This is a genomic window from Leucobacter salsicius M1-8 (assembly GCF_000350525.1).
Lineage (GTDB): Bacteria > Actinomycetota > Actinomycetes > Actinomycetales > Microbacteriaceae > Leucobacter > Leucobacter salsicius.
Genome location: NZ_AOCN01000019.1, coordinates 99,758 through 122,533 on the forward strand (window position 1 = coordinate 99,758; position 22,776 = coordinate 122,533).

At 65.9% G+C, this 22,776-nt stretch carries 19 protein-coding genes; 8 read left to right on the forward strand and 11 right to left on the reverse strand.

What is annotated here, in order from left to right; all coding sequences use genetic code 11:
- Positions 1 to 40: 40 nt before the first annotated feature.
- From pstA to C795_RS0108160, 3 genes are all read right to left on the reverse strand, one after another.
- Entirely contained in the window at positions 41 to 1,162 is a 1,122-nt protein-coding gene (gene pstA, locus C795_RS0108150; protein ID WP_017793264.1) for a phosphate ABC transporter permease PstA, read from the reverse strand.
- Positions 1,162 to 2,148 carry a phosphate ABC transporter permease subunit PstC gene (pstC, locus tag C795_RS0108155; RefSeq protein ID WP_017793265.1) on the reverse strand — a complete coding sequence of 329 codons (987 nt, stop codon included), beginning with the start codon at positions 2,146 to 2,148 and terminating at the stop codon, positions 1,162 to 1,164. Before pstC ends, pstA begins: the two co-directional genes overlap by 1 nt.
- A gap of 86 nt (positions 2,149 to 2,234) precedes the next feature.
- The gene (locus C795_RS0108160; protein WP_017793266.1) at positions 2,235 to 3,338 is read right to left on the reverse strand and encodes a phosphate ABC transporter substrate-binding protein PstS; all 1,104 of its coding nucleotides are present in this window, start codon (positions 3,336 to 3,338) and stop codon (positions 2,235 to 2,237) included.
- A gap of 167 nt (positions 3,339 to 3,505) precedes the next feature.
- On the opposite strand from C795_RS0108160, the gene C795_RS0108165 reads away from it, so the two are divergent.
- Positions 3,506 to 4,741 carry a CapA family protein gene (locus C795_RS0108165; protein ID WP_017793267.1) on the forward strand — a complete coding sequence of 412 codons (1,236 nt, stop codon included), beginning with the start codon at positions 3,506 to 3,508 and terminating at the stop codon, positions 4,739 to 4,741.
- On the opposite strand, the gene C795_RS0108170 is transcribed toward C795_RS0108165, so the two are convergent.
- Entirely contained in the window at positions 4,738 to 5,436 is a 699-nt protein-coding gene (locus C795_RS0108170) for a helix-turn-helix transcriptional regulator (RefSeq protein WP_026139543.1), read from the reverse strand. The genes C795_RS0108165 and C795_RS0108170 overlap by 4 nt on opposite strands.
- A 73-nt stretch (positions 5,437 to 5,509) precedes the next feature.
- Here C795_RS0108170 and C795_RS0108175 point away from each other — a divergent pair, with 73 nt between their 5' ends.
- Positions 5,510 to 6,250 (forward strand): alpha/beta fold hydrolase, encoded by a 741-nt coding sequence (locus C795_RS0108175; RefSeq protein WP_017793269.1) that lies wholly within the window; start codon positions 5,510 to 5,512, stop codon positions 6,248 to 6,250.
- Here C795_RS0108175 and C795_RS15590 read toward each other — a convergent pair.
- The 5 genes from C795_RS15590 to C795_RS0108200 are packed head-to-tail and all read right to left on the reverse strand — an operon-like array spanning position 6,234 to position 11,885.
- Positions 6,234 to 7,154, reverse strand: coding sequence for a diacylglycerol/lipid kinase family protein (locus C795_RS15590; RefSeq protein ID WP_083879183.1), 921 nt, complete (start codon positions 7,152 to 7,154; stop codon positions 6,234 to 6,236). The genes C795_RS0108175 and C795_RS15590 overlap by 17 nt on opposite strands.
- A complete protein-coding gene (locus tag C795_RS0108185; RefSeq protein ID WP_017793271.1) occupies positions 7,151 to 8,107 on the reverse strand; it encodes an NUDIX hydrolase in 957 nt (318 codons plus the stop codon). Before C795_RS0108185 ends, C795_RS15590 begins: the two co-directional genes overlap by 4 nt.
- Complete coding sequence (locus tag C795_RS0108190) at positions 8,104 to 10,233, reverse strand: RNA degradosome polyphosphate kinase (protein ID WP_017793272.1); 2,130 nt, start codon at positions 10,231 to 10,233, stop codon at positions 8,104 to 8,106. The genes C795_RS0108185 and C795_RS0108190 overlap by 4 nt, the downstream gene beginning before the upstream one ends.
- On the reverse strand, positions 10,230 to 11,174 hold the full coding sequence (gene mshD / locus C795_RS0108195; RefSeq protein ID WP_017793273.1) for a mycothiol synthase: 945 nt from the start codon (positions 11,172 to 11,174) through the stop codon (positions 10,230 to 10,232). Before mshD ends, C795_RS0108190 begins: the two co-directional genes overlap by 4 nt.
- Positions 11,175 to 11,183: 9 nt before the next feature.
- Positions 11,184 to 11,885: a winged helix-turn-helix transcriptional regulator gene (locus C795_RS0108200; protein WP_017793274.1), complete on the reverse strand. Its 702-nt coding sequence runs from the start codon at positions 11,883 to 11,885 to the stop codon at positions 11,184 to 11,186.
- 94 nt (positions 11,886 to 11,979) lie between these two features.
- Between C795_RS0108200 and C795_RS0108205 the strand changes: the two genes are divergently transcribed.
- From C795_RS0108205 to C795_RS0108220, 3 genes are all read left to right on the forward strand, one after another.
- A complete protein-coding gene (locus C795_RS0108205) occupies positions 11,980 to 12,300 on the forward strand; it encodes a hypothetical protein (RefSeq protein WP_232225459.1) in 321 nt (106 codons plus the stop codon).
- A gap of 172 nt (positions 12,301 to 12,472) precedes the next feature.
- The gene (gene ygfZ, locus C795_RS0108215) at positions 12,473 to 13,603 is read left to right on the forward strand and encodes a CAF17-like 4Fe-4S cluster assembly/insertion protein YgfZ (RefSeq protein WP_017793277.1); all 1,131 of its coding nucleotides are present in this window, start codon (positions 12,473 to 12,475) and stop codon (positions 13,601 to 13,603) included.
- Positions 13,604 to 13,659: 56 nt separating this feature from the next.
- Positions 13,660 to 14,400 carry a phosphoglyceromutase gene (locus C795_RS0108220; RefSeq protein ID WP_017793278.1) on the forward strand — a complete coding sequence of 247 codons (741 nt, stop codon included), beginning with the start codon at positions 13,660 to 13,662 and terminating at the stop codon, positions 14,398 to 14,400.
- Between the two features lie 99 nt (positions 14,401 to 14,499).
- On the opposite strand, the gene C795_RS0108225 is transcribed toward C795_RS0108220, so the two are convergent.
- The gene (locus C795_RS0108225; RefSeq protein WP_017793279.1) at positions 14,500 to 14,688 is read right to left on the reverse strand and encodes a DUF3073 domain-containing protein; all 189 of its coding nucleotides are present in this window, start codon (positions 14,686 to 14,688) and stop codon (positions 14,500 to 14,502) included.
- A 134-nt stretch (positions 14,689 to 14,822) separates the two neighbouring features.
- Here C795_RS0108225 and C795_RS0108230 point away from each other — a divergent pair, with 134 nt between their 5' ends.
- Positions 14,823 to 15,461 (forward strand): hypothetical protein, encoded by a 639-nt coding sequence (locus C795_RS0108230; protein ID WP_026139545.1) that lies wholly within the window; start codon positions 14,823 to 14,825, stop codon positions 15,459 to 15,461.
- Here C795_RS0108230 and C795_RS0108235 read toward each other — a convergent pair.
- Positions 15,458 to 16,756: a DUF445 domain-containing protein gene (locus tag C795_RS0108235; protein ID WP_051053779.1), complete on the reverse strand. Its 1,299-nt coding sequence runs from the start codon at positions 16,754 to 16,756 to the stop codon at positions 15,458 to 15,460. The two genes, C795_RS0108230 and C795_RS0108235, sit on opposite strands and share 4 nt — an antisense overlap.
- 54 nt (positions 16,757 to 16,810) lie before the next feature.
- On the opposite strand from C795_RS0108235, the gene C795_RS15595 reads away from it, so the two are divergent.
- Both C795_RS15595 and C795_RS0108245 read left to right on the forward strand, forming a co-directional pair.
- The gene (locus tag C795_RS15595) at positions 16,811 to 21,175 is read left to right on the forward strand and encodes an efflux RND transporter permease subunit (protein WP_017793282.1); all 4,365 of its coding nucleotides are present in this window, start codon (positions 16,811 to 16,813) and stop codon (positions 21,173 to 21,175) included.
- Positions 21,176 to 21,178: 3 nt separating this feature from the next.
- The gene (locus C795_RS0108245; protein WP_017793283.1) at positions 21,179 to 22,711 is read left to right on the forward strand and encodes a DEAD/DEAH box helicase; all 1,533 of its coding nucleotides are present in this window, start codon (positions 21,179 to 21,181) and stop codon (positions 22,709 to 22,711) included.
- Positions 22,712 to 22,776 lie beyond the last annotated feature (65 nt).

Sequence of the window (22,776 nt, forward strand, 5' to 3'; positions counted from 1 at the left end):
TGGGTGCTTTCTTTCGGAAGGAAGTTGTGGGGAGCGCGGCTTAGCGGCCGAACTTGGGCGAGAACCACTTGGCGACGAGACGCGCCAGCAGGTTCAGGGCCATGACGATCAGGATCAGCAGCAGTGCGGCGGCCCAGGAGCGCTCGATGAACGCGAACGCGGGGTTACCCTGGTTGGCGAATTGCGTGTACACGTACACGGGCAGCGACTGCATGCGGTCCGAGAACAGGTTGTAGTTCATCGAGGCGGTGAAGCCCGCCGTGATGAGCAGCGGTGCGGTCTCGCCGATGACGCGCGCGATCGCGAGCATGATGCCGGTGGTGATGCCGGCGATCGAGGTGGGCAAGACCACCTTCAAGATCGTGCGCCACTTGGGAACGCCGAGGGCATAGGCCGCCTCGCGCAGTTCGTTGGGCACGAGCCGCAGCATCTCCTCGCTCGACCGCACGACTACCGGGATCATGAGCACGGCGAGCGAGACCGCGCCGACGATGCCCATGCGCACGCCCGGGCCGAGGAACACGGCGAACACCGCGAAGGCAAACAGGCCCGCGACGATCGACGGGATGCCGGTCATCACATCGATGAGGAACGTAATGGTCTTCGCGAGGCGGCCGCGGCCGTACTCGACGAGGTAGATTGAGGTGAGGAGACCCATGGGCACTGCGATGATGGTCGCGGCGAGCGTGATGAGCAGCGTGCCGATCATGGCGTGCAGCGCGCCGCCGCCCTCGCCCGTGACGTTGCGCATCGAGGAGTTGAAGAACTCGGCGTCGAAGCGAGCCATGCCGTTCGACACCACCGTGATGCCCACCGAGATGAGCGGCACCATCGCGAGCGCGAAGGCGCAGGTCACGAGGCCGGTGATGAGCCGGTCGACGGCCTGGCGGCGGCCCTCGATGAGGCCCGCCATGATCGTAATGATCGCGAGGTAGCCGAGGGTGCCCACCAGCACGGCACCAACGAGCGAGAACTCGCTGTCTTGGGCCGCCGCGAGGAGTGCGAACAGTGCGAAGGAGGCTGCGAGGCTCGAGCCCAGCAGGATCCAGGGGGTACGGCGCGAGAGCCGGTTACCGGCCAGGCTCGACCCGGCCTGAACGGGGCGCACAGTGATCGGGGCACGGGTGGCCCGATCCGGAGCGATATGGGTGTTCTGACTCATCAGTTTGACTCCCGGAATTCAGCGCGGCGGCTTACGATCCAGCGTGCGAGGGCGTTCACGAGGAACGTCACGATGAAGAGGATGAGGCCGGTTGCGATGAGAATGTTGATGTTCTCGCCGTAGGCCTCGGGGAACGAGAGCGCAATGTTTGCGGCGATCGTCGAGGGGTTTTCGGAGGTGAGCAGCTTGAAGCTCATCAGGCCGGTGGCCGACAGCACCATGGCGACGGCCATGGTTTCGCCGAGTGCACGGCCGAGGCCGAGCATGGCGGCCGAGACGATGCCGGGGCGGCCGAAGGGCAGCACTGCCATCTTGATCATTTCCCAACGCGTCGCACCAAGTGCAAGCGCGGCCTCCTCCTGGAGCTTGGGCGCCTGGAGAAACACCTCGCGGCAGATGGCGGTCATGATCGGCAGGATCATCACCGCGAGCACAATGGCCGCGGTGAGGATCGTGCGGCCGGTCCCCGAGGTGACTCCACCGAAGAACGGGATCCAGCCGAGGTTTTCGTTGAGCCACACGTAGATCGGGCGCACCGCGGGGGCGAGCACACCGATGCCCCAGAGGCCGAAGACGACGCTGGGCACAGCCGCGAGCAGGTCGACGACGTAGCCGAGCGCCTGCGCGAGGCGGCGGGGGGCGTAGTGCGAGATGAAGAGCGCGATGCCGATCGAGAGCGGCAGCGCAAAAGCCAGCGCAAGCGCCGCGGCCCAGACCGTGCCGAAGACGAGCGGGCCAACGTACTGCCAGAAGTTGCCGGTGAGCAGGGACGCGGACTCGCTGGTCGCGCTAAACGCCGGGATGCTGCGCACGATCAGGAAGACTGCCACTGCTCCGAGCGTGACAAGAATCATGCTGCCGGCGAACACTGCGGCGCGTGAGAACACGCGGTCGCCAATGCTGAGCACCGGCTTCGAACGCTTGGCCGCGGGAAGCGGGGCGTTCGGGGGCGTAGCGCCTGTGGGCGCAGCGGGGGAGTAGGTCACTCGGGGCTCCTGTGTGGGAACTGGCTCAACGGCAAGTGCGGGCCGCAGGGACTACTCAAACGGTAATCCCTGCGACCCGCCACTGGCTAGCTGATTGCGTCGATCGCGGGGGTGATCTTCTCGCGCAGCGAGGCCGAGATGGGGGCGCTGCCTGCAGCCTCAGCTGCGGCCTGCTGGCCCTCTTCGCTGGCGATGTAGCCGAAGTACGCCTTGACGAGCTCGGCGTTGGCCGGGTCAGCGTACGCCTCGCAGCCGATGAGGTAACTGACGAGCACGATCGGGTAGACACCCTTTTCGGTCGAGCTGCGGTCAAGGGTGATCGCGAGGTCATTTGCACCGCGGCCTTCCTCGATGGGCGAGGCGTCGACGATTGCCGCTGCGGCCTCGGGCGAGTACGCGACGTATTCGTCGCCCACCTTGATCTCGACGGTGCCGAGCTCGCCGGCCTGTGACGCGTCGGCGTAGCCGATAGTGCCGACACCCGAGGTGACTGCTGCAACGACACCCGAGGTGCCCTGTGCGCCCTCGCCGCCGAACTCTGCGGGCCACGACTCGATCGAACCAGCGGTCCAGTCAGCGGGGGCAGCCGCTGCGAGGTAGTCGGTGAAGTTGCCGGTGGTGCCCGACTCATCCGAGCGGTGCACTGCGGTGATCGCGAGGTCGGGGAGGTTGGCGCCCTCATTCTGTGCGGCGATCGCGGGGTCATTCCACTTGGCGATCTTGCCCTCGAAGATCTGAGCGACGGTGGGGGCGTCAAGCTTGAGGTTATCCACTCCCTCAACGTTGAAGATCAACGCGATGGGTGAAATGTAGGCGGGGAACTCGACAATGCCGCTGTCTGCAGCGCAGGCCTCAAAGGGGCCGGCCGAGATCTCATCGAGCTTGAATGCGCGGTCCGAGCCAGCGAACGCGCTTGCGCCCTGCTGGAAGGTCTCGCGGCCTGCGCCCGAACCGGTCGGGTCGTAGTTCACGGTGACGCCCGAGTTGATGGTCTGGAAGCCAGCCACCCAGGCGTTCTGTGCGGCGTCCTGCGACGAGGCACCCGCGCCGATGAGCTCGCCCGAGAGCGATGAAGTGGCGCCCTCGCTGCCTCCGGTAGCGGGGGCAGCTTCATTGGCTGCACAGGAAGTCAGGGTGAGTGCTGCGAGGCCACCAATGGCCGCGGCCTTGGTCAGAACTGAGAGCTTCACTTCGGGGTGATCCAATCTTGAGAGCGGATGATCGTGGCCGGTGCCACAGCAATAACACTAGAAAGCTTGGGTGTCCGAGGCCTCGCCAGAGGGTGAACAGCGGGTGAACTTGGTGAACGGGGGTACTGATAACAGGGCCGTTACTTTCGACGACTAGCATGGATCAGATGAACAGGATCAAGAAGTATGCGCTGGCTACGGCGGCAACGCTGCTCGTATTGGGTTCTGTGGGCTGTGCTCCCGAACCCGAGGCCGCTCCGAAGGAGAAGGCGCCGGCGAGCGAGCCCGCCAAGGCTCCTGAGCCTGCACCCGAGCCCGAGCCGCAGCCGGGAGCTGGGCCCGCGTGCCCGACCGATCACTGTGTGAGCGTCGCCATGAGTGGCGACCTGCTGTTCCACGAGGGGCTATGGAGTCCGTTCGCGATTCCGACGAATGACGCCGGCCAGAACTTTGATTTCCTGCCACTGCTTGAGGGGCAGAAGGCGTACCTCGATCAGACCGACCTCGCGATCTGTCAGATGGAGACGCCCCTCGCCCCGGCGGGTGGGCCGTATGCGGGCTACCCCGCGTTCAGCACGCCGCCCGAGGTCGCGGCAGCCGCCAAGGCGGTGGGTTACGACGTCTGCACGACCGCATCGAACCATACGGTCGACCAGGGCACTGAGGGGCTGCTGCGCACGCTCGACGGACTCGACGCCGCAGGCATCGCGCATACCGGTTCGTACCGCGCCGAGGGCGACCGTGACGTGCCCCTCATTGTTGAGGCCAACGGTGCCAAGGTCGCGGTCATGACCTCGACGTTCTCGCTGAACGGGCTGAACGCCGAGCACGACTGGCAGGTCGACTTTCGTATGGAGGAGCCCCGCGTCGACCCGGAGCGCATGATCGCAAAGGCGAAGAAGGCACGCGAGATGGGCGCCGATCTCGTCATCGGCGTGCAGCACATTGGCGAAGAGTACTGGTCTGAGCCGACGCCGGGCCAGCGCGAGCTCGCGATGCAACTGCACGACAGCGGAGAATTCGACTTCGTCTACCAGCACCACGCTCATGCAGTGCAGCCGCTCGAGAACTACAACGGCAAGTGGATCCTCTACGGCACCGGCAACACGATCAGCGAGTCGGCGCCGCCGGCGCAGCAGGTAAACAACGAGTTCCTCATGACCCGCGTGCAGTTCGCGAAACAGCCCGACGGCAGCTGGGTGACGAACGATGTCGCATGGAACGCCGCGACGAACACGCAGGCGGGCGGCTACAAGTGGTGCTCGGTGATGCCGGATCAGCCTCAGGGCGTGTGTCAGTCACCCGAGTTTGACGCAGGCGTGCTCGAACGCACGCGCGCGACGGTCGACGCGATGGGTGCCGCAGAGGCTGGCGCCCACCAGTGGCTGCTGGCCGACGGCTAACCAGCCTGACCGTGCACCGGTCTGGCGTTCGCTGGGGGTTCGCCGACCTCTTGCACGGTGTGGCCGCTGCAGGCCGTCGTCGTTACGGTCGCCTGCTCGATGCGTGACGCGATAAACCATCGTATTGCGTCACGCATCTGGCACCACCCAATGAAATACCAGATGCCGTTGTTCGAAGCGAAGAGTACGGGTTCGACGCTGCGGGTGGTCGTCGCCCCGGTTTTTGAGGTGTAGCGAATGCGCACCACACGCTGCTCGGCCATCGCCTCTTCGAGCGCCGATCGAATGGCGCGAGACGACGACTGGGCTTTGTTTACCCAGATGCGGTGAGCGAGCTCGTCGGCTCGCGCCCGGGTTCTTGGGTCGAGAACGTCGAGAATCTTCTTGACCCCGGCAGTCGCCAAGTCAGCGTAGGGCGCATCGGGAGCTGCGGACACCGCGGCCATGAGCGCCACCGCCTGCGCCGGAGACAGGCTGATGGGCGGCAAGGATGCGCCGGAGAGCAGGCCGTAGCCACCGCCCGGCCCCGGGCGCGACCAGAGCGGCGCACCGCTGTTCTCGAGGGCATCGAGATCCCGCTTGATGGTGCGCACCGATACCTCGAACTCGCCCGCCAGTCGTTCGGCCGAAACACCCCGTGCGCCGCTGCGGCGCAACACCTCGGACAGTGCATGGAGCCGTTCCGCTCGTTTCACCGCGTACCCCCAACCCAATTCATGACATAAATAGTGACATACCGTTGTCCGGGGAGCCTGCGAGACTGGGGACATGACGAATCAAACGGGCAATCCGACCATCATGCTCATCGCGGGCCACTGGCTGGGGGCCTGGGCCTGGGACGAAGTTCTCGAACACTTGAACGTCGGCCCCGATCGTGCCGTCGCGATGACGCTCCCCGGGCTTGAGGCGCAGGACGCCGAGCGTACGACACGGACCCTGGACGACCAGGCGGAAGCGATCCTGAGCGTCATCGCCGAGCACGGCAACGAGCCCGCGGTGCTCGTCGCTCACAGCGGGGCCAACGCGCCCGTTAGCCTCGTGATCGACCGGCACCCCGAGCTGGTTCTCCGGGTCGTGTGGGTCGACTCCGGCCCGGTGGCGGCGGGAACCGTCTTCGCGCCGGATCTTCCGAGGGACGTACACGAGCTTCCTCTGCCGCCGTTTGAATTCCTCGCACAGCAGGCGAGCCTCGAGGGCCTGAGCGCAGAGACCCTCGAGCGGTTTCGAACGAGGGCGGTGTCGCAACCCGCCCCCGTGCTGCGTCAGCCCGTCGAGCTCAGCAATGATGCCCGCCGCAACGTGCCGACCACCCTGGTCTGCTGCTCAATTCCCGGCGCGCAGGTGCGGGAGCTCGCCCAAGCCGGCCACCCCATGTTCGCCGAGGTCGCGCACCTCGAACACCTCGACATCGTCGACCTGCCGACAGGTCACTGGCCCATGTGGAGCACGCCTCGCGAGCTCGCCGCCGTCATCCATGACGAAGCCGCGCGCCCTACCCGAGCAGGGTGAGCGCACCAGGTGCGACGCGCACCTCAAACGGGCCCGCGCCCACTTCGTCTCCGTCGGCAAACGCGATCTCGGTGCCCGCCTCGATCGACACGGACTGCACCGACGTGATGGTCACCTCGGGCAGTGCTTCGTGTCGTCCACGCGCGAGTAACCCCAGCACGCTCAGGAGCCTGAACTTGCCCACGTGAGCCACCTCGACCAGTTCGAGGAGCCCATCGTCGGGGCGTGATCGCGGTGAGATCGGAATGCCGCCGCCGAGCGTGCGAATGTTCATCACGGTCGCCAGCAGCCCCGTGTAGTGATGGTGGCTGGTCTCGCCTGCCCGCGACACCGAGAACTCCCGCATCTGCAGGGCCATGATTTCAGCGAACAGCCCCGCGACATAGCGCAGCGGGCCGATGGGCAGACGCAGCGCGTTCGCGCGGCGGTTGATGGCCGCATCGAAGCCGAGCGAGAGGCCGCCGGCGAACCATTTTTCACGTGGGTCGCCGCTGGGGCCTCGGTAGTGCACGACCCCCAGGTCGACGCGGCGCGGCGCGGCATGCAACAGTGCATGCACCGCCCGCCCCGGGTTGCGGGGGAGGTCAAACTGGCGGGCGAAGTCGTTGCCGCTGCCCGCGGGGACGAGCGCCATTGGAAGCCCGCGCGCAGCACTGACCTGCAGCACGGTGCTGATCAGGCCGTCGCCGCCTACCAGAATGAGCCCACGCACGCCTTCGGCGGCGGCCTGCGCGACTTCGACCTGGCAGCGGGCAACTGAGGGAGAAGAGATGATCACCGACGCGACGCCGGCCTTGCGCAGCGCGCGCTTCACACGCACTGCGACTCTGGCGCCGCGGCCGAGGGCAGAGCTGGGATTCACCACAAGCGCGAAGGGGCGTGTGGTGGCTTGCTTGGCGCTCAATGCTTGATCGGGTAGGTCTCGACGCCGAGGATCCCGGCGCCGGGCCGCGAACGCGACAGGTGAAACACTGAAAACCCTGCGGGCGGCAGCGAGGTCGCCTCCTCGAGGTACGGGCCGGGTACGCTGCCGGTGGCGAGTACCAGCTCGCGGGCGAGATCGGGGAGCACCGGTCGATGGCTGCACAGAATGGTGCTCTTGCCCCGCTTGACGACCTTGCCGATGAGCCTGCGCATATCGGCGAGATCGCCTTCGTCCCAATGATCCTGGCTCAGCGCGGTGTGCTCGCGCACGCGGCGCCCCAGATGCTCCGCGAGCGGGGTGATGGTTTCCACGCAGCGCAGCGCGGTCGAGGTATGCAGTCGACGCGGGCCGAATGCGGCAAGCGTTGGCACCAACATTTCGGCCTGCTCGTCACCGAGGGTGGTGAGCGGCCGCAAGTGGTCGGCGGGCGAGAGGGGACTGCGCGGCTCGGCCTTTGCGTGGCGTAGCAGGGTTACCGAAAAAGTGTCGAGGAGGTCGTGGCTGGCGAGGCGCAGGAAGACGTCAAACAGCTTGCGGTCGGCTTTGTAGCTCAGCCGGGCGCGGGCCTCGTTGGCCGCCACCCACTCGAGTGCCTGTACCTCGCCGTTGGGGGTAAACGTTGACGCGAGCGCACGCTCGGGGGTTACCTCAGCGGCCCAGTACTGCACCGTTTTTGTCGCGGTGTCGCCAATGCTGTACTGGATCGTGCCGAGGTTCACGCCGAGCGAGACCTTGAGTCCGGTTTCCTCCCGAGTCTCGCGTACCGCCGCCTGCGGCATGCTCTCGCCGGGGTCGAGTTTTCCCTTGGGAAAGGACACGTCGCCCTGCTTGGTGCGATGGATGAGCAGCACCATGAGTTGATTCGTGTCGCTGCCTGCATCTGACACGCGCCGCCAGCACACGGTGCCGGCGGCGAGGATCTCACGCGTCATCGAGGTCTCCGCGACCGCGCTCGCGCCTCAGTGCGGTCAACCATCACGAGATCCTGCAGATCCGCGAGCGGTTCGCCCTCCTCGTTCACGATGCGACGCTGCCAGGTACCGTCGGGCAGCATGCGCCACGACGAGACCTCGTCGCTAAAGGCGAACCCAAAGAAGCGGTCAATGCGGGCCAGGTGCTCGCGATCGGACAGTTGCACGAGCACCTCGATGCGGCGGTCGAGATTGCGGTGCATGAGGTCGGCGCTGCCAATGAAAACTTCCCTCGATCCGGAATTTTCAAATGCGTAGATGCGGGAGTGCTCGAGATAGCGGCCCAGAATCGAGCGCACCTGAATGGTCTCGGAGAGACCGGGCACACCGGCCCGGATCGTGCAGATGCCACGCACCCACACCTCGATCGGCACCCCGTCCTGGCTCGCCAGATACAGCGCATCGATAATGGCCTCGTCGACCATCGAGTTGGCCTTCAGCTTGATGCCGCTGGGGCGCCCGGCGCGGGCGTTCTCGGCCTCGCGCGCGATGCGGTCGAGCAGCCCCTGACGCAACTGCAGCGGAGCCACGAGCAGTCGATCGTAGTCCGTCTCGATCGCGTAACCCGAGAGTACGTTGAACAGCTTGGTGACGTCGCGGCCGATCTCGGGGGACGAGGTAAACAGGCCGAAATCTTCGTAGATGCGGCTCGTCTTGGGGTTGTAGTTGCCCGTACCGATGTGGCAATAGTGGGCGAGGCGGTCGCCCTCATCGCGAATCACCTGTACGAGCTTGCAGTGGGTCTTGAGACCCACGATGCCGTAGACGACATGCACGCCGGCCTGCTCGAGCTTGCGCGCCCAGGTGATGTTGGCTTCTTCGTCGAAGCGGGCTTTCACCTCGACGAGCGCGAGCACCTGCTTGCCAGCCTCGGCCGCTTTGATGAGCGAGGCGACGATGGGGCTGTCGCCCGACGTGCGGTAGAGCGTCTGCTTGATGGCGAGCACGTCGGGGTCGGTCGCCGCCTGCTCAAGAAACGCCTGCACGCTCGTCGAGAACGACTCGTACGGGTGATGCACGAGCACCTCGCGGCGCGCGATCGCGGCAAAGGTGTCGGGCTTCTCGCTCGGCGAGCTCGTCCGAAACTTGGGGTGCGTGACGGGGATGTGCGGCGCAAACCTGAGGTCGGGGCGTGGAATGCGCGTGAGCGCGAACAGCCCGCTCAGATCGAGCGGCGCTGGCAGCGTGTAGACCTGCTCGGCGTCAATGTCGAACTCGCGCACGAGCAGTTCGAGCGTCGCGGCGTCCATGTCGTCAGAGATCTCAAGCCGAATGGGCGGGCCGAAGCGGCGGCGCAGCAGCTCCTTCTCGAGGGCCTGGATGAGGTTCTCGGTCTCGTCCTCCTCGATCTCGACGTCCTCGTTGCGGGTGACGCGAAACACGTGATGGTCGATGACCTGCATGCCGGGGAAGAGCCCGTCGAGCTGGTTCGCGATGAGGCCCTCGAGCGGAATGTAGCGCACGTCGTCTTCGGTCTCGCGGCGATCCACGCGCACGTATCGGGGGATCATCTGCGGCACTTTAAGGCGCGCGAACTCGGTCTTCTCGGTATTGGGGTTAAAGACCCGGATTGAGAGGTTCAGCGCGAGGCCCGAAATGTATGGGAACGGGTGCGCCGGGTCAACCGCGAGCGGCATCAGTACCGGGTAGATGTTGTGCTCGTAGTAGTCCTGCAAGATCTCACGGTCTGCCGTGTCGAGATCATCCCAGCTGACGATGCGGATCCCAGACTCGGCCAGCTGCGGCATGATCTGCTCGCGGAAGCAGGCCGCGTGGCGAAGCTGCAGCTCGTAGGCGGCCCGGTTGATGTCGGCCAGCACATCGGTTGGTGCGCGGCCCACGTTGGTCGGCACAGCGAGTCCGGTCACAATGCGGCGCTTCAGTCCGGCAACGCGCACCATAAAGAATTCGTCGAGGTTTGACGCGAAGATCGCGAGATAGTTTGCGCGCTCAAGCAGCGGCACGGTCGGGTCCTCAGCGAGTTCGAGCACGCGCTGATTGAACGCGAGCCAGCTCAGCTCACGGTCGAGGTAGCGGTCTGCCGGCAAAGCCTCGTAGCCCGGCACGACGGTGATTTCTTCGCTCATGTGTCCATTCTGGCATTAGGGCTGCTCGAATCGGGCCTGAGCCACTGCTTGCTGCGTGAATCAATCGTGAACCCTGCGCTCTCGTAGAGCCCCACGGCGGCCGTGTTGTCGCCGTCGACATACAGCGTGACCGACGCGGGCGCGTGCTCGGCCATGCGTGCAAGCGTGGCTTGCAGCAGCAGCCGACCGAGCCCCTTGCCCGCGTACGTCGGTCGCACCCCAACGGCGTACAGCTCGCAGGCCACGGTTCCCGCCTCGCGCAGCGTCTTCACCCAGGTGGATCCGGCGAGCTCGTGACCGGCGTCAAGCAGGATCAGGTCCTCGCGGTCAAACCAGGGCTCCTCGCGCATGGTCGCGAAATCGGCGACCGTGATGCGTCCCTGCTCGGGGTGCGTCGCGAAGGCCGCGGCGTTCGCTGCCACCCACGCCTCGTCATCGCCGGGGGCGGTGCCAAATGCGCGGAGCGTGAGGCCCACGGGAGTGGGGAGGTCGAGCGCGCGAACCCCATCGGTCGGGAGGAGATCCGGATCAAGCGCCATGCGATAGAGCGACCGTGCGGGCGCAAAACCCTCGGCCGCGAGCGCGGACTCCGTGCTGGGTCGCTCGCCGTGCACCCAGGAACGCAGTTCGCCGGGGGCCTGTTCGAGGAGCAGCCGCAGGGTGGCCGCCTCGAATTCTGGCGTTCGGAACGCGGGCAAGATCGCAAGGTCGACCTCGCCCTCGCCGACCACGCTGACGCCGGCGAGCTCGTCGCCGAGCTCGCCGGAGTCGCCACCAAGCGTCACCAGAAAGAGGGCGCGAGCGCCCTGGGCGACCGCGAGCATCGCCTGATCCGAGACCGGGGATGCGCCGTCGGCCCGCTCAATCTCGGCCAGCACCGCCCGTGCCTGGTCGAGCAGCTCGGCCGAGGGGGCTGAAGTGACGAGGTGCGGCATGTGCATGATGGCTCCTTACGAGAGGGTGGAAGCGTCGAATTCGCAGGGGCCCGCATCGCGGCCGCGAGCAAACCCGTAGCCCACCCCGCGCACCGTGCTAATAAGGCCGTCGTGTTCACCGAGCTTCGCGCGCAGTCGGCGAACGTGCACGTCGACGGTGCGGGTGCCGCCAAAATAGTCGGTACCCCAGACTTCAGAAAGCAGCTGTTCACGGGTGAATACTCGACCGGGGTGACCCACGAGGAAGTAGAGCAGTTCGAACTCCTTATAGGTGAGTCCGAGTGGGCGGCCGTGAAGCCGGGCGGTGAAGTTCGCCTCGTCGATCACGACACCTGCGGAGTTGACCTCGGTGGTGGCACCGCCCCCCGCTGAGCCGTCGGCCGCACCGCGCAACAGCCGCAGCCTGAATTCAATCTCGGCGGGGCCTGCACCGGGGAGCAGCACGTCGCTGAGGCCCCAGTCGGCCTGGACAACACCAAGCGCCGACTCAGGTAGTACCGCGATGCGGGGGGCGCACTCCGACTGGGTGAGGTCCTGGCACACCTCGCGGGCGAGCCGAACGTTGTGCGAACCGTCAACGAGAATGCAGTCGTACTGGGTGCGCATCGCCGGGGGAAGCCGTACCCCGAGGGGCGACACCCTGATCTCGTGTGCCAGTAGATCGATTGACGGGAGCGCATCGGCCGGGGCGCGGTCGGTAAGACAGAGTAGCTGCACGAGCGCGTCCCTTCTTTGGCCGGTGGGTCGCCCCCTATAGTACTGGGCCGGATCGATCTGGGATGTTGAGCGGCGGCTGTGGGACAATGGCGGGGTGAACGAGACAACCGAGCCAGCCGCGCAAGAGATGCCAGAAATGCCAACTGTGCAGGCCTGGCATATTCCCCGGCTCATTGCGGCATGGGCAGCCGCTCTCGTCATGGGTGTTCTGGTGACGGTGTTGGTGAGTGGGCCAGAACGCTTCTCGTGGCTCGTGCTCGCCGTAGGTGTCTCTACCCTGATCACCTTTGCGCTGCAGCTTGGCACCGCAGAACGCGTTGGTTTCATTACCCGCGTCGCATTTAGCGTTGCAGGTTCTGTCGTGATCATTGCGCTCGTTGATGTCGTGGGGCTGATCGTAGGCGCGCTTTCGTAGCTGACGCCGTGTGTTGGTAGACTGACGACATGCTGCTTGCACTCGAACTCTTCTTCCTCGGCCTGCTGGGTCTCGCATCGCTCGCGATTGCCTGGGTGTCGGGCACCGTTATCTACAAGCTCTTCAAGGGCCAGCGCTAACAGCGCTGGGGATCCAGGAACGGCCTGAGGCGATGAGCGCATTTCTGTCTGTGGCCGGCGCCATCGCTGACGAATCAACCGGGGTAGCCGCCCACTACGCTGAGCCGCTGCGAGAGCAGCGCGCACTCGAGAGTGGCACCGCGGTCGTTGACCTGTCCCATCGCGGCATCGTCGTTGTCGCTGGAGCCGATCGGCTCTCCTGGCTCAACTCGATGACCAGTCAGCAACTCACCGGGTTGCCAGCTGGCGAGAGCACCGAGACTCTGCTGCTCGACCCCAACGGGCGCATCGAGTACGCAATGCGCGTGGTGGATGACGGCACCGAGTGCTGGCTCCTCGTGGATGAGGGGCTCGCAGCGGGGCTGACTGCTTATCTCAACCGCATGCGCTTCGCGCTGCGGGTCGAGGTGTTTGATCGCAGCGAGGAGTACGCGGCAGTCTGCGCGTTCGGCGACGGCACCGCGCTGCGGTTGCTGCGCGAACTGGGGCCGACCGTTGAATGGGTTGACCCGTGGGCTGGGGTGCAGCGCGGTGGAGTGCAGTACGCCCGGGGTGATCACGCAGGTGGTCACTGGCACGCGGTCCAGTGTGTCTTCCCTCGCGAACGGCTCGCAGAGATCGTAGCGGGAATGGGCGACGACGTGCGCGCGGCAGGGCTCATGGCGCTTGACGCGCTCGAGGTGCGCGCGTGGCGTCCGGCCCAGCACAGCGACGTTGACGATCGCTCGATCGCCCACGAGTTTGATTGGTTGCGCACGGCGGTGCACTTTACAAAGGGCTGCTACCGCGGGCAAGAGACCATCGCGAAGGTGCACAACCTGGGCCACCCGCCTCGGCGGCTGACCATGTTGCACCTCGACGGCTTCGGAGGTGAACTGCCGGTAGCGGGTGCGCTGGTGTACCTCGCCGACCAGTCACAGAACCCCGATGCCCGCCCGGTAGGTCGTGTCACCCGAGCTGCGCTGCACTACGAATGGGGTGGCATTGCGCTGGCGCTGCTCAAGCGATCGGTGCCCGAGGATGCCGAGCTGGAACTGCGTGGTGGCGACGCGGGAGCCGATCCCAAGTCGACCGCTGGCGAGGTTATCGCTGCATCACAGGAGATCATTGTGCCCGCCGACGCCGGTGCGGCACGCGACATCCCTCGTTTGAAGCGGCTCTAGCGCCACCGCGCCGACCGGGTTCGCTCTTCGGGCAGTGCGCAAACTAAGCTGGAACTATGACGAACAAGCTGATCCTGCTGCGCCATGGCCAGAGCGAATGGAACAAGAAGAACCTGTTCACGGGATGGGTCGACGTGCGACTCACCGAGCAGGGTCGCGGCGAAGCCGCGCGTGCGGGCGAACTGCTCGCTCAGTCGGGCGTGCTGCCCGACGTGCTGCACACCTCGGTGCTGAGCCGCGCTATTCAGACGGCCAACCTCGCACTCGAGGCAGCGGATCGCATGTGGATCCCGGTCGAGCGCTCCTGGCGTCTGAATGAGCGCCACTACGGCGCGCTGCAGGGTCTCGACAAGGCTGAGACGCTGCAGAAGTACGGCGAAGAGCAGTTCATGGAATGGCGTCGTTCGTACGATACGCCCCCGCCCGCGCTTGATGACGCGAGCGAGTGGTCGCAGGCGGGCGATGCCCGCTACGCCGGTATCGATGGCGAGCAGCCGCAGACCGAGTGCCTGCAAGACGTGGTTACGCGACTCATCCCGTACTGGGAGAACGAGATTCTGCCCGACCTGCGCGCGGGTAAGACAGTGCTGATCACCGCCCACGGCAACTCGCTGCGTGCGCTTGTGAAGCACATCGAGGGCATCTCGGACGCTGATATCGCGGGACTGAACATTCCCACCGGTATGCCGCTTGTCTACGAGCTTGACGCCGACGGCCAGCCCGCGGGCAAGGGTGCATATCTAGATCCCGAGGCCGCTGCCGCCGGCGCCGCCGCGGTCGCTGCCCAGGGCAAGTAGCCACAGGGTACATAGGCAACAAGTAAAGGGCCCCTCGCAAGAGGGGCCCTTTACTTGTGTGTTGAGATACCTGGTGAACCAGGAGTCCGAGGGTCGGAGCTAGTGCTCGTCTTCGTCCTCGACGTTGTACTTGTCTGAGTACTCCGCCCAGGGGTCCTCGTTGCTTTGAGCCTCGGCTTTTTTAGCCGCGAGTTCACGTTCAAGCGCATTGTAGTTCGTATCGGGACTGAAATACTTCAGCTCCCTGGCGACCTTTGTGTGCTTTGCTTTCTGACGGCCGCGCCCCATGCGTGACCCCCTTACACATTCGGGCCCCGCGAAATGGTCGCGAAGCAGGTACCAATTAAAATAGACGTATGGGTGCGATTCTAGCATGAGCGACCATGCGGCTCGTGCGCGGGGATGCCAGATACGATGAATACATGACCAGTTCACGCACGAGGCGCACCCGAATTATTCTGATCGCGTTGCTCGCGGTCGCGGTCCTCGTGCTCGGGGCGGTCATCGCTGTGCTCATTCCTATCCTGACGCACCAAAGCGCGGGCGGTTCGGGGCAGGAGTTGCCCGACGCGTACGTGAGCGAGGTGTCCGCGACAGGAGCGGATGGGCGTACCCGGACGCTGTCTGCTGTCGAAACTGACGGAAAAGCATTTGACCCCGCGAGCGTGCGTCCGGGCGAGTCGCTGACGGTGAGCGGTGCCGGCTTTGATGCCTCAATCGGCATATATGTGGCGGTGTGTGCCATTCCCAGCGATCCGACCGTTAAGCCTGGCCCGTGCCTCGGGGGCATTCCCGAGGGGGCCCGCGAGGGCACCGCCGATACTGATCAACTTACGAGCGCCTGGATTACGGATGCCTGGGCGTGGAGGGCCTTTGCGACGCAGGGCTACAACGGTGCCGAGCAGGGTAGCTTCACCACGAAGCTGACGATCCCTGACCCGGTCATGGAAGGCCTCGACTGCACCGTCACGCGCTGTGCGATCACGACCCGGGCTGACCACACTGCGCTGAACGACCGGGTGCAGGACCTCTTCATCCCGATCGCGTTCGCTGAGGGTTAACCCGCGGCGAGCGGGCTGAGCGCGAGGGTCGCGATCGTGTAAATCGCGAGCCCCGCGAGTGAGCCTACGACCGTGCCGTTGATGCGAATGAACTGCAGGTCTCGCCCGACCTGCAGCTCGATCTTCTCGGCAGCCTCGCGAGCGTCCCAACGCTGCACAGTCTCGATCACGACTTTCGCGAGGTCGTGGCGGTACTCGCGCACCAGGTGCTCCACGACGCCCATGACCCACACATCGATTTTGTACTGCAGCGTGGCGTCGTCGAGCAGCTTGTGGCCGAAGTCCTCGGCGGCAGCGGTCATGCGGGTACGCAGCTCGCTCTCGGGATCCTGCAGCATGCCCACGATGGATTCGCGTGCCGCGTCCCAGGTGCTCGCCGCGAGCGCCCGGATCCGGGGGCTATCAAAGACCTCGTGCTTGAACGACTCGAGTTGCCTTTGCAATTGCTCCTGCTGCTGCAGATCGCGGGCCAGGTCGCGCAAGAAGCGACGCAGCGCGAGTCTGAACGGATGATCCGGATCCTGGGCCACGCGGCGCGCGAAACGCGCCGCCTCAGTATGCAGTCTCTGGTCGACGAAACGATCGAGCACGCTCGGCATCCATGAGGGCAGCTGCGACGAGGCGACGCGGTCGAATGCTCCGGGGTGCGCATCCAGCCAGTCGCCAAGCCGATCGGCCGCGATATCGATCAGCGCCTCTTCGTGTTCGCCCGTAATAAATGAGTCGACCGCTCGCCCCAGCAGCGGCCCCCATTGGGGGTCGACGATGTGGCGCCGCACGAGGGATTCGACGAACGCGCGAACGTCGTTGTCGTCGAGCACATCGAGCGCGCCCAGGGCAGCAGCGGCCGCGAGGTCGCTCGTGCGCCGTGCGCCACCGGGTCCGATAAGCCATGCCCCGGCAGCCCGCGCGCCGCTGATCTCGGAGAGCTTGTCGTGCACGACGTCCTCGGCGAGAAAGTTGTCTTCGATGAAGGAGCCGAGCCCCTCGCCGATCTCGTCCTTCTTGCGTGAGATGAGGTTCGTGTGCGGAATCTTGAGACCGAGCGGGTGGCGAAAGAGCGCGGTGACCGCGAACCAGTCGGCAAGCGCGCCCACCATGCCGCCCTCGCTCGCGGCCCGCACGTACCCCCATGCCGGGTGGGTGCCCTGCAGCAAAAATGAGACCACGAACACAACCGCCATGAGCCCGAGCAGCGCGAGCGCGAAGCCCTGCATGCGTCTGAGCCCCGAAAGGCGAGCAAAATCCTCGGGGGAGCGGGCCCCGAGCGTGGAGCGGGAGCGGGTGAAGGGCATACCTGACATTATGCTCCCGGCACTCGTGCGGGCGGGCATGGAATAATCAAAGCCATGCATTTGCTCACGGCGTTCAGCCTCAAGAATCGCGCATTGATCGCGCTGGTCACAATAGTGGCTGCGGTGTTTGGTGTGATTGGTGCCGGATCGCTGAAGCAAGAGCTGATGCCCTCGGTCCAGTTCCCCGCGATCGCGGTGGTGACCACGTATCCAGGTGCGTCACCCGAAGTCGTCAACGCCGACGTTTCGGGTCCGATTGAGACCGCAATGCGTGGCGTGCCGCAGCTCGAGAGCACCACTGCGACCTCAAGCACAGGGGCGTCGATGATCGTGGCGCAGTTCACGTACGGCGTCGATCTGGCGGTGACCGAGCAAAAGGTTGAGCGGGCGATCAGCCGAATTTCGGCTGTGCTGCCGGCCGCCGCGGACACCCAGGTTGTGTCGGGGAGCATCGACGACTTCCCGGTCATTCAAGTGGGGGTGACGCCGGCCGACGGGCAGACAGCAGAAGAAGCCGCGTCGCTTGTCTCGCGGCTCGTAACCCCGAAGCTCAGCGACCTCGACGGCGTGCGCGACGCGCAGCTCTCGGGTGATCGCACCGAGCGGGTCATGATCAAGCCAAACCTGGAAACCTTGGCGCGTGACGGGCTGTCCACACAGACGCTCACCGACACGCTGCAACAGAGCGGGGTGTTGATCGCGGCTGGCACCGTGAGTGACGGGGATCGCACGCTTGCCGTGCAGGCCGGCTCCTCCGTGGATTCGGCCGAGGCGATTGCCGCGCTGCCGATTCCGGGTACGCCCGCGCAGGTCGTCCCCGAGGTCCTGCCGCAGGATCTGCCGGGCGGTTTTCCCGGCGCTGAACTACTTGAACCGCCAGCGCCCGCGGCTCCGGCAGCCCCGCTGACCATTGGTGCATACGCTGACGTGGTCGTTGAGGGGGCACCCGAGACGAGCATCTCCCGCGTAGACGGCAAACCTGCACTCACCATCGCGGTGACCAAGATGTCGTCCGCCAACACGGTCGAGGTATCGCACGCGGTGCAGACCGAGCTCGACCGATTGAGCTCTCAGCTCGACGGGGCCAAGCTGACGGTGATCTTCGACCAGGCGCCATACATCGAACAGTCGGTGGAGACCCTCACCACCGAGGGCTTGCTGGGACTGCTGTTTGCCGTATTGGTGATCCTCGTCTTCCTGCTCTCGGTGCGAGCCACGCTGGTGACGGCGATCTCGATTCCAGTGTCGGTGCTGTTCACCTTCATCGGGCTGAACTTTGCCGACTACACGTTGAACATGCTGACGCTGGGCGCACTCACCATCTCGATTGGTCGCGTCGTGGACGACTCGATCGTGGTCATCGAGAACATTAAGCGCCACTTCGGTGAATTTGGGGCCGACGTCGGCGCGCACCGCACCGAGATCATCGTGCGGGCCGTGCGTGAGGTTGCCGGCGCGATCACGGCATCGACCGTTACGACGGTGGCGGTGTTCCTGCCCATGGCATTTGTGAGCGGCATGGTGGGCGAGCTCTTTAGGCCCTTTGCGTTTACCGTGACCATTTCGCTCGCTGCCTCGCTCTTGGTGTCCCTCACCATCGTGCCCGTGCTTGCGTACTGGTTCTTGCGTGCTGAGCCGAACGGTGAGGCGGATGACGTCCCGCCAGGCACCAAGCGCCGCACTGGGTTCGCCGCCATGATCCGGCGCACCCGAGCGGCCGAAGCGGCTGGTGTGCCGACAGCGTTGCAGCGCGGGTACCGGCCGATCATCGAGTGGACGCTGGCTCGCCCCGCGATCACGCTTATCGTGGCGGTCGTGATTTTCGGCGGAACCATCGCCGCAACACCGCTCATGAAGACGAACTTTATGGGCGCCGATGAGCAAAACTCGGTGGGGCTCGTGCAGACCCTCGAGCCCGGAACGAGTCTCGAGGCTCAGCTCGCCCAAGCCGAACGCGTCGAAGAGGTGCTCGACACCGTCGCCGCGGTGGAGTCCGTGCAGCTCACGATCGGCAGCAGTGGCGGCGGCATGAGCGCCATGTTTGGTGGCGGTGGTGACGGTGCCGTCAACTACTCGATTACGACCGACCCTGACGCCGACCAGGCAAAGGTCCAAGACGAAATTCGTAGCGCGGTCGCGACCCTCGACAAGGCCGGTGAGTTCTCGATCAGCCAGTCTGGCGGGAGCCCCGGCATGTCGAGTTCGATCGAGGTCAGCGTCGCGGCCCCCGATCAGGCCACGCTTGCAGACGCGAGCGACGCGGTGCTCGAGGCGCTCAAGCAAGAGTCGGGGCTGAAGCAGGTCGAGAGCGACCTCGGCCAGTCGCGCCCCTACCTCAGCGTGACCGTCAACCGCGAGGCCGCTGCGCAGTCGGGCCTCAGCGAGGCCGCCGTGGCCGGGCAGCTGTCTCAGCAGATGCAGCCGCAACAGATCGGACAGATCACTCGTGACGCGCACGTCACGAGCGTCTACCTTTCGGCCGGAAACGTGCCCGCTGATCCGGCGGGAGTGAGCGCCCTCATGATTCAGACGGCGACCGGCCCGCAGCGTCTCGATGCGCTTGCGACCGTCGGGGTCGCCGACGGGCCGGTAGCGATTCATACGGCAGACGGGGCCCGCACGGTCACCGTGTCGGCGCTGCCCGCCGGCGACGACCTGAGCGCGGCGAGCGTCTCGGTCAACTCGGCCCTCGAGACAGTGAAGCTGCCGGCAGGCGCGACGGCGACCATTGGTGGCGTCATGTCACAGCAGACCGAGGCCTTCCAGCAGCTTGGTATCGCGCTGCTGGCGGCGATTCTGATCGTGTACGTCGTGATGGTGGCGACGTTCCGTAGCCTGCTGCAGCCGCTGCTGCTGCTCGCCTCGGTGCCGTTCGCGGCGACCGGCGCACTGTTGTTGCTCATCGTCACGGGGATTCCGCTCGGCGTCGCCTCCCTGATCGGCGTGCTGATGCTGATCGGTATTGTCGTGACGAACGCGATCGTGCTCGTCGATCTCGTGAATCAGTACCGCGAGCGCGGTGACGCGCTCCGCGAAGCGGTGCTGCACGGCACCCTCCAGCGACTGCGGCCCATCGTGATGACGGCACTCGCGACCATTCTTGCGCTCACCCCCATGGGGCTCGGCGTGACTGGTCAGGGTGGTTTTATCTCGCAGCCGCTCGCGGTCGTGGTGATCGGTGGTCTGCTGTCGTCGACCGTGCTCACCCTCGTCGTCTTGCCCACCCTCTACTACGTGGTCGAGCGCCGCCGCGAGCGCGGCTCGGGTCCGCTTCGCTCAGGTTCGCCAAAGCCGCCTCGTGAACCACGCGAGCCGCGTGGTCCCCGTGAGCCCCGCGGTCCCCGCAGAACTCGCACGAACCGTGGTGGTGCCGAGGCTGTGCCGGCCACGGGCCTCTCGTGGCTGGAGAACACCGCGAACGACGCGTCTGGTCCCGCGGCCGGGGTCGCCTCGGAAGCTACGCGCGGCGGGGCGAAAGCCTGGATGCGTTCGGCACTCGGTGGCGTAGGGCTCGGCGGTGCCGGACTCGGTGCTGCTGGGCTCGCTGCTGGGGCGAGCGTTTCCGGATCCCCGGGCCCGCGCCGAACCGGATCGATTCCGGTCGCCGGGGAGTCTTTGATCGCGGAATCCACCCTCGACGCACCCCTGGGGGCGATGTTCACCGAGCCTGCTCGCCCGCCTCGCAGACGTCGTGGCTCCGACAGCGTGGATCACGACTTGCCAGAGGCAGATGGACCGCCCGTTGCAGGGTCTCCGGTCGCGGTCGAGTCGGTCGTCATCGAGCCCGTCGTTGTTGATCCCATCGAGGTTGACCACGTCGTGGCTGAGCCAGTTGCAGCCGTCCCTGTGATCGCCGAACCGTTCTACGCTCGGGCCGAACTTAAGGACGAGGTACCGACGGCTACCGCAGAGATGTCCCTCGCACTCGAAGACCTCGGGTTTGTTGCCGAGGAGGTGCTCGAACCCACCGTGGAGCCCGACCCTTCCATGCAATCAACGGGTCCAACGCAACCCGAACCCATTGCAGAGGACCTGGCTTCAGACACCTGGAACGCGACCGACGAGATCGCGCCGCTCGTGCTGCCCGGGCCACTGGGCGCGGATCCGGTGTTTGAGGAGTCCGAGCCACAGTCCGAGCCGCAGTCTGAGCCCGCGCCTGAGCCTGAGCCTGAGCCCGCGCCCGCAGCTCCGGTAGCTTCGGAGCCCGCGCCCGCGCCCGCGCCGCCAGTATCCGCAGCTCCGGTGGCCGCACCGCCGGTGACCGGCGAGCTCAATTGGGAACAGCTGATGTGGGAGGCGACGCAGGAGGCGGCGCAGGATCCAGCAGTGCCCAGCACCAGTGACACCACCAAGATTCACCCGGCGGATGCATCCGACCAGGCAGACCACACCGGCCCCGTGCCGAGCGAGGAGCAGTAACTGATGGCCAAGGGCCGCCGCGGAGGGTTCAAGCCCCCCGCTAATTACGAGCCGGGGCGCAATCCCCGCAAGAAGAACACCCGATTCGGGGAGGCCTCGAATAAGTCGGAGGCGTCTTCAAGCAAGGCTCGCAATCCGCGCGAGAACCGCGACCTTCGGGAGAACCGGGATTCTCGCGAGAACCGGGATGCTCGGGAGAACCGGGCCCCTCGGGAAACGCGGGAGTCGCGCCAGCCCCAGCGTTCAGCGGTAGACCGCCAGCGCGCGGTCATCGAGCGGCAGCGGGCCGAACACCGCGCCCCGCTGCCCGCTGCGAAACTCACGACCGTGGCAGCTGCCGCCGGCGTGAGCTTTGCCGACCTCGGCCTCGGAGGCAACCTCGTGCGCGTGCTGGGGGAGCTGGGTGCTGAGACGCCGTTCCCCATCCAGGTTGCTACGGTGCCCGACACGATTGCCGGGCTAAACGTCCTGGGCAAGGCGAACACGGGCTCGGGCAAGACCATTGCGTTTGGCGCCGCACTCGTGGAGCGCATGCTCAAGCTGAAGGCCGAGGGGCAGATTCCCCGTGCGCCGAAGCCTGCCGCTGCAAAGCGTGGCGTACGCGGCGGCACCCACGCGGTGCGAAACCCGCGCGCACTTATCTTGGCGCCGACTCGCGAGCTTGCGCTGCAGATCGACCGCACGATTCAGCCGCTCGCTCGCTCGGTGGGTTTCTACACGGCACAGCTCGTGGGAGGCACCCCGATCGATGCGCAGATCCACGCGCTTGAGCGCGGCGTCGACATCGTGATCGGTACGCCAGGGCGTATCCAAGACCTCGTGGACCGCCGCCGACTCGACCTGCGCGAGGTGCTCGTGAGCGTCATCGACGAGGCCGACCACATGTGCGAGCTCGGATTTCTCGAACCCGTGCAGAAGGTGCTGCGGCAGACCGTGCCCGGCGGCCAGCGGCTGTTGTTCTCGGCGACGCTTGACGGCGACGTCGCAGATCTCGTGGCCGAGTTCTTGCCCGAGCCCGCGGTGCACGAGGCCGAGGAAAAGGCCCCGGGACGCGTCGATCACAGCGTGCTCCTGGTGAGAGGAACCGATCGCGACGCGGTCATCACCCAGCTGGCGAAGCGGCGCGGTCGCACGATGATCTTCTGCCGCACCCGCGCAAACGCTGAGCGCATCACCCTGATGCTCGAGGACGAGGGGGTGCGCGCGGTCGAGCTGCACGGCAACCTGAGCCAGGCCCGACGCGAGCTGAACCTCGAACGGTTCAGCGACGGCAAAGCCGCGGTGCTCGTGGCTACTGACGTTGCCGCGCGCGGCATCCACGTCGACGGCGTCGACCTGGTCGTGCAGGCGGACCCGCCGAACGACTACAAGACCTACCTGCACCGCACGGGCCGCACGGGTCGCGCCGGGAACGACGGTCGCGCCGTTCTGCTCATCTCGCGAGCGCGCCAAGAGCGCACGGACGAGATGCTCGCTGAGGCGGGTATCAAGCCCCGGTTCTTTGCGGACTTCGCGCCCGGCGACAAGCTGCGATAGCCGGATCGACCCGCGCCGACAGTGAGGAAGTATACAGTCTGAGCGGGTGGGGGTTGTAGGTAGTC